Origin of the sequence: Cryobacterium sp. 10C3 (assembly GCF_034314285.1) — a bacterium.
In the GTDB taxonomy this organism is placed as follows: Bacteria; Actinomycetota; Actinomycetes; order Actinomycetales; family Microbacteriaceae; genus Cryobacterium; species Cryobacterium glucosi.
Window position 1 is genome coordinate 2,602,922 of sequence record NZ_JAVIWF010000002.1, and the last position, 11,279, is coordinate 2,614,200.

The following is an 11,279-nucleotide window of genomic DNA, read 5'->3' on the forward strand; positions in this document are numbered from 1 at the left end:
GGCCTATTCACCCGGGTAGCGCAGTCCGATCCGTTCCCGGACTGTGTCGAGGGTCCCCATGATGCTCACCATCTCCGCGACCGGGAGCAGGTCGCTCTCGGTGAGGCCGGCGCGGATGACCCGCTCGGCTTCGACCGCCTGGAATTGCATCCCGCGGCCGTTCACGGCAGACACGTACGATTCGAGCACCTCCCCGCTGCGGTTCAGCACCCGGAAACTCGTCGGCGAGTACCAGACCGCGTCGATCTCGATCCGGCCGAGCGTGCCCAGGATCACGGCCGTGTTCGTCCCGGCCGTGTCGCTCGCCGAGAGCGTGACGGCGATCTGGCCGCCGGGGTAGCGGAAGGTCGTCGCGACCTGGGCGTCCGCTCCCGTCGCCTTGAAGGTCGCCGCGGCGAGGATGGTCTCCGGCGTGCCGAAGAGCTCGGAGGCGAAGGTGATCGGGTACACGCCGAGGTCGAGGAGCGCACCGCCGCCGAGTTGCATCGAGTTGAGCCGGTGCCCGGGGTCGTCGGGGAGATCCTGGGTGTGGTCGGCGATCAGGGTGTGCACGTCGCCGAGGGTGCCCGCTGCGATGATCTCCCTGATTCGCCGCATGTGCGGCAGGAACCGGGTCCACATCCCCTCGAGCACGAGCAGGCCCTTCTCCGCGGCGAGTTCGGTGATCTCCCTCGCCTCGCGCGCGTTGAGGGTGATCGGCTTCTCGATCAGCACGTGCTTGCCGTTGTTCAGGGCGAGCGTCGCGTTGGCGGCGTGAAACGGATGCGGGGTCGACACATAGACGATGTCGACCTCGGGGTCCGCGGCGAGGGCCTCGTAGCTTCCGTGGGCCGTGGGGATCCCGAACTCGGTCGCGAAGGCATCCGCCCCCGCCTGGGACCGGGAGCCGACGGCCTGGACGGTGTGCCCGGCCAGGATGAGGTCACTCGTGAATGCGTGGGCGATGCCGCCTGTGGCCAGGATCCCCCAGCGAATTGTCTTGGTCATGCTCCGAGCCTAGTCACGTGCCGCTAGATGTACTGAGTCATGACGTTGGTGACACTCGGCTGATGGGGGTTGTTCCGATGCCGGTGTGGATGCGTTCAGTGTTGTAGTAGTTGAGCCAGGGTGCAAGAGCTGCTGTGCGGTCTTCGTTGCTGGTGAAGACTTGGCTGTAGGCCCATTCGGTTGCGAGGGTGCGGTTGAGGCGTTCGACTTTGCCGTTGGTCCAGGGGCAGTGCGGTTTGATGAAGCGTTGCTCAGCGCCGAGGTCGGCGACGGCCTTCTGGAACGCTGCGGAATTCCGGTAGGCGAAGGCGTTGTCGGAGAGGACTCGTTCGATGTTGGGGATGCCGTTCACGGCGAAGAACGCGGCCGCCCGGGTGAGGACGCCGGCGGCGGTGACGCCTTTTTCGTCGGGGTGGATCTCGATGTAGGCGAGGCGGGTGTGGTCGTCGATCACGGCGTGGACGTAGTCGAATCCGATGCCGCGGCCACGCACCTGCTCGCTGCGGCCGTGGGCTCTCCAGCCGCCGCCGTCGGGGATCCGGCCCAGTTTCTTCACGTCGATGTGGACGAGCTCGCCGGGACGTTCGCGCTCGTAGCGGTTGGCCGTGGCCCGGGTCGCGCGGATCGGTTCCCCGGTGAGGGGATCGCACCACGCCAGTGGGGGACGTGGTGTCGGGCCAGTATCCGGGACACGGTCCGGGCCGGCACGCCGGTAGCGGCGGCGATGCGTAGTGGCCCGGACTTGAGAGTGCGGCGTGATTTCAGGACGAGTGCTTCCCGCTCCGGGCTCGTCTTTCGGGGTGAGGACCGCGGCTGGGAGGAGCGTTCGTGGAGGCCGGCAGGACCCTGGGCCCGGTAGCGGGCCAGCCAGCGGTGGGCACATTGACGTGAGATGCCGAGCTCTTTCGCGACGTGAGCGACAGGCCGGTTATCCACAGTTACCCGCTCGATAAGGAGAACTTTTCCATGAACAGTCAAACGCGCGTTAATGTGACCCATGAGGACCTCCGTGACTTGTGAAGATTTCAGATACCTCCACTAAGCCCGGAGGTCCTCCTTCTTCACAAGCCCGAAAGTGTCACCAACGTCATGGCCGGGTACACCTAGAGCGCAGAGAGGGCCCGGTCGAGGTCGGCGATCAGGTCGGTCGGGTCCTCGATGCCGATCGACAGCCGGATCAGGCCGGGCGCGATGCCGAGGCGCTCGCGGAGCTCGGGGGTGAACGAGGAGTGGGTCGTCGTCGCGGGGTGCAGCGCCATCGAGCGCACGTCGCCGATGTTGGTCATCCGGCTGATCACCCGGAGCCCGTCGAGGAACCGGCGGGCTCCGGCGGTGCCGCCGCGGACCGTGACCGAGAACACCGAGCCGCTGCGGCCGCCGTAGAGCCGATCGGCGAGCTCGTAGTACGGGCTCCCGGGCAGGCCGGCGTAGTCGACGCTGTCGACGCGCGGATGTCCCTCGAGCCATTCCGCGATCGCGAGCGAATTCGAGAGGTGTCGTTCCATGCGGAGGGACAGGGTCTCGATGCCCTGGTGCAGCAGGAAGGAGTTGAACGGGGAGAGTGCGGGACCGATGTCGTTCACGACGGCCTCGCGGGTCATCCGTGCATACGCGGTGGGGCCGTACTGGTCGAGGATCGAAGGCCGGCCCGGGCGCACCGGGTCGGTGAGCAGTGGGTAGGAGCGCGTGGAGGCGGCCCAGTCGAAGCGGCCGCCGTCGACGATGGTGCCGGACAGGGCGGCGCCGTGGCCGCTCAGGAACTTCGTCGAGGAGTGCACGACGATGTCGGCGCCGTGCTCGAATGGCCGGATCAGGAAGGGCGAAGCGATCGTGTTGTCGACGACGAGCGGGATCCCGTGCCGGCGGGCGACCCGCGCGACCCGGGCGATGTCGACGATGTCGTTCTTGGGGTTCGGGATGGTCTCGGTGAAGATCGCCTTGGTGTCCGGGGTGATCTGGCGGTCCCACTCATCGTCGTCGGCTTCGTTCCAGACGTAGTCGACGCTGACGCCGAAGCGTTTGAAACTGCGGCCGAACAGCACCCGGGTGCCGCTGTAGATGCTCGCGGTCGAGACGATCCGTTCGCCGGAGCCGGCGAGCGCGAGCAGCGCGGCGGTGATCGCGGCCTGGCCGGAGGAGACGACGATGGCCTCGGTGCCGCCCTCGAGGGAGGCGATCCGTTTCTCGGCGACGGTGCCGGAGGGGTTGCGCTGCCGGGAGTAGATCAGGCCGTCGCCTTCGCCGGAGAAACGCCCGGCGGCGTCGTCGTAGGAGTCGAACCGGTAGCCGGCCGTCATCGCGATCGGCTGGATCCTGGCGCCGTTGGAGCGGTCTTCGGTCTCGCCGGCGTGCACCTGGCGGGTGTCGAAGGCGTAGCCGTCCCAGTCGTACTCCGGCGCGGCGACGGTGTGCCCCGTGGCGGTGTTCCCTGGCGCGGTGTCCTCGAGGGTGGGTTCGATGTCGGCCTGGTGGGTCACGGTGTTCCTGTCCGTACGTTGTTGCTGTGCACGTTCTGGCGCTGCGCGGTATGCCGCAGGACGGCATCCCGCATCTGCAACACGGCCTGCTCGAGGATCGGCCGGGGCATGGCGAAGATCAGCCGGACGTACCCGTCATATCCCTTCCCGCACTGCGCTCCGTCGGTCACCGCAACACCCGCCTCTGTGCGGAAGAAGTCGGCGAGCGACCCCTCGATACCGAGCCGCCGACAGTCGAGCCAGGCGATGTACGTCGCCTCGGGGATGCGATAGCCGACCTCGGGCAGGTGCTCCGCCAGGAGCCGCCCGAGCTCGCGTCGGTTGCCGTCGAGGTAGCCGGTGACCTCGGTGAGCCACTCCCGACCGTGCCGGTAGGCCGCAGTGGCCGCGATGACCCCGGGCGTCGACGCCCCGTGCAGCACCGCGAAACCGAAGATCTGGTAGAGCTCCTCGTCGGCGACGTTGGACGTGATGAGCTGCGCGGCCTTGAGCCCAGGGATGTTCCAGGCCTTCGACGCTGAGGTCGCGGTGATCGTGTGCCGCCCGGTCACGGTCGAGAGGGAGGCGTACGCCACGTGCCGCGTCGCCCCGTACCGGAGGGGCGAATGGATCTCGTCGGCGAAGACCCGGCCGTTGTGCCGGTCGACGATCTGCGCGATGGCCTCGAGTTCCTCGCGGGAGATCGCCGTCCCGGTCGGGTTGTGCGGATTGCAGAGGATGAGGGTACGCGCGCCGGCGTGGAAGGCTGCCTCGATCCCGGCGAGGTCGTGCGTCCAGCGCCCGTCCGAGTCGATGCCGGGCACCTCGAAGACCTCTCGGCCGAGTGTCGGAATGAAGGAGAGGAACGGCATGTAGGCGGGCGTCGGGATGATGACGCCGCTCCCGGCCGGGGAGTACTTGGTGATCGCGACCTCGAGGGCGGCCATCACGTCGGAGACCGGGTGGATGTTCTCCGGGGCGATCGCCCAGCCGCAATCGGTGCGGAGCCACTCCGAGGCGGCCTCGGCCATCCGCCGCGTGGTCGCGGGAGCCAGGTAGCCGAGGTCGCCGTCATCGATCGCGCGGTGCAGCGCCTCGGTGACCACGGGGGCCGTTCCGAAGTCCATCTCTGCGACCCAGGCGCCGATGGTGCCGGCGTGCAGGCTCCACTTCCGGCTGTCGGGGCGGCTCAGTTGCTCGCGGGTGATGTCGTCAAAGCGGGAAGTCGTCATCAGAATCTCTCCGGTGGATGGCCGGAGGTGCCCCTGCCTGCCAAGTAGTGCTTGACCTGCACGCTATCAACTGCGTGCAATGCGGGGAGTCTCGGTGCGACACATAACGACTCAGTGCGAGATCACGGCGAACTAACGCACGGTCGCGGTGCGGAGCGGCAACCAGATGCCCGCCATCGCGATCACGACCAGCACGACGCCGGCGACGGCGAGCCACCAGAGCGCGAAGTTCGCGATCAGCACGGATGCCGACGGGATCACGACGATCAGGCCGACGATGATCAGGATGGCAGCGACGGCCGCGATCACCTGCGGGCCGCGCGCCCCGAACCGCACCCAGGATGCGCCGAAGGCCCTCCGACGCTCAGCAGGGCGAGCACCGAGAGGAAGACGATCGGGATCAGTTTCGTGAGGTCGCCGGCCCCGAGGATGTTGATGTCGAAGATGTAGAAGCCGAAGAACCAGTGCCCGGTGGCGAGTTCGAGAAGCGTCAGCACGGCGAACACCACGGTGAGATAGACGGCCTGCAGGATGTTCCACGCCAGGGTCCCCAGGGTGAACGCCCGCCGGGTGGCCCCGAGCGCCAGTGCGAACGGGAACGTGGTCGCGGCAGAGGCGACGCCCATGCTGACCAGAAACCCGGCGAGCGAGAACAGCATGCCGGTGTTGCTCCGCGAGGCGTTGATCCACACTGCGGAGCCGGGCTGGCTGCCACCCCGCAAGAAGAGCAGCGAGATCAGGATCGAAATCACCACGACGACCGCGACGATGAAGAGCGGCACCAGGAGGGCGACCACGCGCCGGTTCAGGTGCAGTTTGACGACCGATGTGATGGCGTTCATGCTGCTGCCGCTTCCTTCTGCTGGGTGGTGCGGGTGGGCTGGGGGGCGGTCTGCTCCTCCGCGTTTCCGGCGGGCGCGCCGTATGCCGCGACGAGCTGCTGCAGCGAGACCGGCGCGACCTGCACTCCCGCTCGCCGGGCGTCGGCGAGGAGGGCCTCGTCGGCGTCGCCGGTAACGGTCACCGAACTGAGAGTGCCGATGGCGCGCGTCTGCAGGACCGTGCGGCCGATGCACAGCCGGCCGACGGCATCCGCTGCGCCGCTGATCACGACCGCGAGTTCGCGGGCCTCGTCACGGTCGCAATCGACGGCCACCCGACCCGCGTTGAGAATGACGACCCGGTCGAAGAGCGACTCCGACTCGTCGATGAGGTGCGTCGAGAGCAGGATCGTGCGCGGATGCCGGCCGTAGTCCCGCAGGAGCACGTCGTAGAAGAGGGTGCGCGCTCCGACATCCAGACCGAGGTACGGCTCGTCGAAGAGGGTGACGGGGGCCCGGGAGGCGAGGCCGAGCACGATCGCGACGGCAGACAGCTGGCCACGGGAGAACTTCTTGATCGGCGTCTTCGCCGGGATCCGGAAGCCCTCGACGAGCTCAGCGGCGACCTCGGCGCTCCAGTCGGGTGCGAATTCGGGGGCGATCCGCAGCACGTGCTTGAGCTGGTAGTTGTCGGGGTAGCGCTGGTTGTCGCGGATGAAGCTGATCCGCGAGACGGTGGGCTCGTGCTCGAACGGAGTGTCGCCGAGCACAAGGGCCTCACCGGAAGACGGCCGGTCGTGGCCGGCGATGATCGACATCACGGTGGTCTTCCCTGCGCCGTTGCTACCGAAGAGCCCGCATATCGAGCCTTCCGGCACTCGGAAACTGACGTCGTCGAGAGCCGTGGCGTGGCCGTAGGTGCGGGTCACGGCGCGGATGTCGATGGCTGCGGTCATGAGAGAGCTTCTTTCTCGATCGTCGGGTTTCGATGGGGGGTCTGGGACTGGGACGGATCCTGGTTCTGGGTCTGGGATTCGGTCTCGGCAGCGATCATCCGGGCGAGCTCCTCGGTCTCGATGCCGAGCACGTGCGCCTCGCGGACGAGGGGCTCGACGAACAGCGCGCGGAACGCCGCGTGCCGCTGGGCGCTGAGCAGCTCGCGGGCACCTTCGGACACGAACATGCCGACCCCCGCTTCTTGAACAACACACCCTGCTCGACGAGCACGTTCACGGCCTTGCCCGCCGTCGCCGGATTCATCTGGTAGAAAATCGCGTATTCACTCGCCGACGGAACGGCCGTGCCCTCCGGGTACGTGCCGGCCACGATGTCGTTGGCGATCTGCGCAGCGAGTTGCTGGAAGATCGGACTGCCTTCGGAAAACACCTGTACCCCTTTGGTCCATTACTACACTAATGAACCTATGGACCTCGGCGGGTTCTGTCAAGCCTCTCCGGCCCTCCGCCGGCCCCGTCTTCAGGGGCCATTCCCGCCCGGCACTCGGACGAGCGCACCGGCTGGCCCCAAATACCGAACACATATAAGGTTTTACCAATGCTCGACTCAGCTCGCCCTTCTCAACGGAGAGACCATGCCAGACAACTTGCGGACCGTACCCTCGATCTCTTCCCTGCGCGCTGAGGGGCGTGGCCGGCCGCGGTTCCTCGCCACGGGCAGCCCGGCGCTCTCCTGGCAGGTCGAGACGGATGCCCCTGGCTGGCTGCAGGAGTCCTACGAACTCGAAACCCGGGTCGGCTCCCGCGTGCTGAGTGCCCGGGTGGCCTCCGGGGAGTCGCGGCACCGGGCGTGGCCGGCAGACCCGCTGCCCGCGTATTCGAGCGGCGAGGTGCGGGTGCGTGTCACGGGCGCGGATGGCCTGACGAGCGACTTCTCCCCGTGGCTCTCGGTCGAGACGGGTCCCCTGGGTGCCGCCGACTGGGTCGGCTCCTTCATCGCGGCGGGGCCCGCTGGCGGCGCAGCCACAGCAGCCGGCCACGCCTCCGACGCTGCCGAATCCACTGGCCCCGCTACTGCAGCAGACCTCGATTCCGCCGACCGCGGCACCGTGCGGTTCCGCACCGACTTCGAGAGCCGGGACGGCCTCATCCGCGCGACCCTCTCCGCGACGGCGCACGGCGTCTACGAGGCCGTGCTGAACGGGCGCATCGTCGGCGACGAGGTCCTCACGCCCGGATGGACGAGCTGCGCGGACCGGCTGGCCTGCCAGACCTTCGACGTCACCGATCTCGTGCACGCGGGCGGCCCCAATGTGGTCGGAGCGACCGTCGCAGACGGCTGGTACGGCGAACGTTTCGGCTTCGACGGCAACTTCGCGCAGAGCTATCCCGGACCGAAGGCGCTCGCCCTCCAGCTCCGGCTGGAATATGCCGACGGGCGCATCGACACCGTGGCGACGGATACGTCATGGACCGCGACGACGGACGGACCGGTCACGAGCGCAGGGATCTACCGGGGCGAGAACTACGACGCCCGGGCGGAGGACGACGCGCTCGCGGTTCCGGGGACGTCGTTCCCGCATCCGCTCGCCGTCATCGTGCTGCCGGAGGACGCGGCGGACCCCGCGCGCGTCTTCCCCTCCTTCGCTCCCCCGGTGCGCCGGATCGAGACCCGGGCCGCCGGGCGCATCTTCACGAGCCGGTCCGGAGCGACCCTCGTCGACTTCGGGCAGAACCTCGTCGGCTGGCTGTCGATCACGGTCGACGCGCCGGCGGGGCACACGATCACCCTGCGCCACGCCGAGGTGCTCGAGCACGGCGAACTCGGCGTGCGGCCCCTGCGCTTCGCCCGGGCGAAGGACCGCTTCACTGGCAACGGCGGCGGCCCGCGCACCTGGAGCCCGCGCTTCACCTTCCACGGTTTTCGCTATGCGGAGATCACGAACTGGCCCGGCACCTCGGTGCCGAAGCTCGAGGATATCCATGCCGTCGTCGTGCACAACGATCTCGAACGCACCGGCCACCTCGAGACGAGCAACCCCCAACTCAACCAACTGCACGAGAACGTGGTCTGGGGCATGCGCGGGAATTTCCTGAGCCTGCCCACCGACTGCCCGCAGCGCGACGAGCGCCTCGGTTGGACCGGGGACATCCAGGTCTTCGCGCCGACCGCGAGTTATCTCTACGACGTGTCCGGCTTCCTCGGCTCGTGGCTGCGCGACGTCGCCGCCGAACAGGAGCGGGCGGGCGGGGTGGTGCCGTTCGTGGTGCCGAACCCGCTTCCGATGCCGCCGATGCCCGCCGCCGCGTGGGGCGACGCCGCGACCCTCGTGCCGGACGCGCTGTTCGAGCGCTTCGGTAGTGCCCGGGACCTCGCCGCGCAGTACCCGAGCATGCGGGCCTGGGTCGACACGGTCGACCGGCTCGCCGGGGCGAACCACCTCTGGACCGGCGGGTTCCAGTTCGGCGACTGGCTCGACCCGAGCGCCCCGCCGGAGAACCCGGCCGCGGCGAAAACCGACCCGGATATCGTGGCCACGGCGTACTTCTTCCGGTCCACGGTTCGGCTCGCGGCTGCCGCCGTCGAACTCGGCCACACCGAAGACGCCGCCCGGTATGCGCGGCTCGGCACGGACATCCGCACGGCATTCCTCGCCGAGTATGTGACGCCGGCCGGGCGGATGATGTCGGATGCGCACACCGCATACGCGCTCGCGATCGCCTTCGACCTCGTCACCGAGCCCGCGGCCGTTCGACTCGCCGGCGCCCGGCTCGCCGAGCTCGTACGCTCGCACGGCTACCGGATCGGCACCGGCTTCGTCGGCACGCCGCTAATCTGCGATGCGCTGTGCCGGGCCGGGCAGTCCGAGGTCGCATACCGGCTGCTGCTCGAGGAGGGCTGCCCGTCCTGGCTCTACCCGATCTCGATGGGCGCGACCACGATCTGGGAGCGCTGGGACAGCATGCTGCCCGACGGCAGCATCAACCCGGGCGAGATGACCTCGTTCAACCACTATGCGCTCGGTGCGGTCGCCGACTGGATGCACCGCACCATCGGCGGCATCGCGCCCGCAGAGCCCGGCTACCGGGTGGTACAGATTGCGCCGGTCCTCGGCGGAGGACTCACCCGTTGCTTCGCGCGGCTCGATACCGGCTACGGTCCGGTGCGCGTCAACTGGACCCTCGACGGCGGCACGTTCTCGCTCTGCGTCACGATTCCGCCGAACACCACGGCCCGCGTGCTGCTGCCCGGGGCGGCCGAGACCATCGAGATCGGCTCCGGCAGGCACGCGTGGGTGACGGATGTCTCCGCGCTCGTCGCCGTCCCGGCCCGGCCGCTGACCCTCGAAACCTCCCTCTCGGAGATCGTGAACGACGCCGAAGCCCGTGCGGCCCTCCAGGCGCTCTTCACGGAGATCGGGTACGTCATCGGGCTCGGCTGGACGAGCGGCGGGCGCTGGAAGAGCGACTCCCCGCTCAGGAGCTCACTCATCATGATGCCGCCGGCCGGCTTCGCGCGCGTCGAGGGGCTCCTCGCGACCCTGAACGCCCGCCCCTAGATGTACCCGGCCATGACGTTGGTGACACTTTCGGGCTTGTGAAGAAGGAGGACCTCCGGGCTTAGTGGAGGTATCTGAAATCTTCACAAGTCACGGAGGTCCTCATGGGTCACATTAACGCGCGTTTGACTGTTCATGGAAAAGTTCTCCTTATCGAGCGGGTAACTGTGGATAACCGGCCTGTCGCTCACGTCGCGAAAGAGCTCGGCATCTCACGTCAATGTGCCCACCGCTGGCTGGCCCGCTACCGGGCCCAGGGTCCTGCCGGCCTCCACGAACGCTCCTCCCAGCCGCGGTCCTCACCCCGAAAGACGAGCCCGGAGCGGGAAGCACTCGTCCTGAAATCACGCCGCACTCTCAAGTCCGGGCCACTACGCATCGCCGCCGCTACCGGCGTGCCGGCCCGGACCGTGTCCCGGATACTGGCCCGACACCACGTCCCCCACTGGCGTGGTGCGATCCCCTCACCGGGGAACCGATCCGCGCGACCCGGGCCACGGCCAACCGCTACGAGCGCGAACGTCCCGGCGAGCTCGTCCACATCGACGTGAAGAAACTGGGCCGGATCCCCGACGGCGGCGGCTGGAGAGCCCACGGCCGCAGCGAGCAGGTGCGTGGCCGCGGCATCGGATTCGACTACGTCCACGCCGTGATCGACGACCACACCCGCCTCGCCTACATCGAGATCCACCCCGACGAAAAAGGCGTCACCGCCGCCGGCGTCCTCACCCGGGCGGCCGCGTTCTTCGCCGTGAACGGCATCCCCAACATCGAACGAGTCCTCTCCGACAACGCCTTCGCCTACCGGAATTCCGCAGCGTTCCAGAAGGCCGTCGCCGACCTCGGCGCTGAGCAACGCTTCATCAAACCGCACTGCCCCTGGACCAACGGCAAAGTCGAACGCCTCAACCGCACCCTCGCAACCGAATGGGCCTACAGCCAAGTCTTCACCAGCAACGAAGACCGCACAGCAGCTCTTGCACCCTGGCTCAACTACTACAACACTGAACGCATCCACACCGGCATCGGAACAACCCCCATCAGCCGAGTGTCACCAACGTCATGACTCAGTACACCTAGAGCCGCTCGCGCGCCCCGAGCGGGGTCGCGCGTGCGCCGGTCGGTGCGCGCGAGCATCCGCTCCCGCGCCCGAATGCGCAGCCCGCACCCGAAACGGCGAGCGCGGCCAGCCGAAACCAGCGCGTGCGCGACTCGCGCACGGAAAGGGGCGCGACCCGGCCACCACGGCCAGGTCGCGCCCCCTCGG

At 68.3% G+C, this 11,279-nt stretch carries 8 protein-coding genes and 2 pseudogenes; 2 read left to right on the forward strand and 8 right to left on the reverse strand.

Annotated elements, in window-relative coordinates; genetic code table 11:
• Nucleotides 1-3: 3 nt before the first annotated feature.
• The 8 genes and pseudogenes from RGU41_RS13295 to RGU41_RS13330 all read right to left on the reverse strand — a co-directional run bounded on the left by RGU41_RS13295 (nucleotide 4) and on the right by RGU41_RS13330 (nucleotide 6,679).
• Nucleotides 4-987, reverse strand: a complete 984-nt coding sequence (locus tag RGU41_RS13295) for a Gfo/Idh/MocA family oxidoreductase (protein ID WP_322136477.1) — start codon at nucleotides 985-987, stop codon at nucleotides 4-6.
• Between the two features lie 37 nt (nucleotides 988-1,024).
• Nucleotides 1,025-1,986: pseudogene (locus RGU41_RS13300) on the reverse strand (IS481 family transposase).
• Between the two features lie 104 nt (nucleotides 1,987-2,090).
• The gene (locus tag RGU41_RS13305; RefSeq protein ID WP_416172928.1) at nucleotides 2,091-3,464 is read right to left on the reverse strand and encodes an O-acetylhomoserine aminocarboxypropyltransferase/cysteine synthase family protein; all 1,374 of its coding nucleotides are present in this window, start codon (nucleotides 3,462-3,464) and stop codon (nucleotides 2,091-2,093) included.
• Complete coding sequence (locus tag RGU41_RS13310; RefSeq protein ID WP_322136478.1) at nucleotides 3,461-4,675, reverse strand: MalY/PatB family protein; 1,215 nt, start codon at nucleotides 4,673-4,675, stop codon at nucleotides 3,461-3,463. Before RGU41_RS13310 ends, RGU41_RS13305 begins: the two co-directional genes overlap by 4 nt.
• A 132-nt stretch (nucleotides 4,676-4,807) precedes the next feature.
• A complete protein-coding gene (locus tag RGU41_RS13315) occupies nucleotides 4,808-4,984 on the reverse strand; it encodes a hypothetical protein (RefSeq protein ID WP_322136479.1) in 177 nt (58 codons plus the stop codon).
• Nucleotides 4,981-5,517: a hypothetical protein gene (locus RGU41_RS13320; protein ID WP_322136480.1), complete on the reverse strand. Its 537-nt coding sequence runs from the start codon at nucleotides 5,515-5,517 to the stop codon at nucleotides 4,981-4,983. Before RGU41_RS13320 ends, RGU41_RS13315 begins: the two co-directional genes overlap by 4 nt.
• Nucleotides 5,514-6,452 carry an ABC transporter ATP-binding protein gene (locus RGU41_RS13325; RefSeq protein ID WP_322136481.1) on the reverse strand — a complete coding sequence of 313 codons (939 nt, stop codon included), beginning with the start codon at nucleotides 6,450-6,452 and terminating at the stop codon, nucleotides 5,514-5,516. The genes RGU41_RS13320 and RGU41_RS13325 overlap by 4 nt, the downstream gene beginning before the upstream one ends.
• Nucleotides 6,449-6,679, reverse strand: coding sequence for a hypothetical protein (locus RGU41_RS13330; RefSeq protein WP_322136482.1), 231 nt, complete (start codon nucleotides 6,677-6,679; stop codon nucleotides 6,449-6,451). Before RGU41_RS13330 ends, RGU41_RS13325 begins: the two co-directional genes overlap by 4 nt.
• A 408-nt stretch (nucleotides 6,680-7,087) precedes the next feature.
• Here RGU41_RS13330 and RGU41_RS13335 point away from each other — a divergent pair, with 408 nt between their 5' ends.
• Nucleotides 7,088-10,012 carry an alpha-L-rhamnosidase gene (locus RGU41_RS13335; RefSeq protein WP_322136483.1) on the forward strand — a complete coding sequence of 975 codons (2,925 nt, stop codon included), beginning with the start codon at nucleotides 7,088-7,090 and terminating at the stop codon, nucleotides 10,010-10,012.
• A 104-nt stretch (nucleotides 10,013-10,116) separates the two neighbouring features.
• Nucleotides 10,117-11,078 (forward strand): annotated as a pseudogene (locus tag RGU41_RS13340) (IS481 family transposase).
• The last annotated feature ends 201 nt before the right edge of the window (nucleotides 11,079-11,279 follow it).

Coding starts and splice junctions, on each gene's coding strand:
- RGU41_RS13330 (WP_322136482.1), bottom strand. CDS start 6,679: ATGTTCGTGTCCGAAGGTGCCCGCGAGCTGCTCAGCGCCCAGCGGCAC.
- RGU41_RS13310 (WP_322136478.1), bottom strand. CDS start 4,675: ATGACGACTTCCCGCTTTGACGACATCACCCGCGAGCAACTGAGCCGC.
- RGU41_RS13320 (WP_322136480.1), bottom strand. CDS start 5,517: ATGAACGCCATCACATCGGTCGTCAAACTGCACCTGAACCGGCGCGTG.
- RGU41_RS13295 (WP_322136477.1), bottom strand. CDS start 987: ATGACCAAGACAATTCGCTGGGGGATCCTGGCCACAGGCGGCATCGCC.
- RGU41_RS13325 (WP_322136481.1), bottom strand. CDS start 6,452: ATGACCGCAGCCATCGACATCCGCGCCGTGACCCGCACCTACGGCCAC.
- RGU41_RS13335 (WP_322136483.1), top strand. CDS start 7,088: ATGCCAGACAACTTGCGGACCGTACCCTCGATCTCTTCCCTGCGCGCT.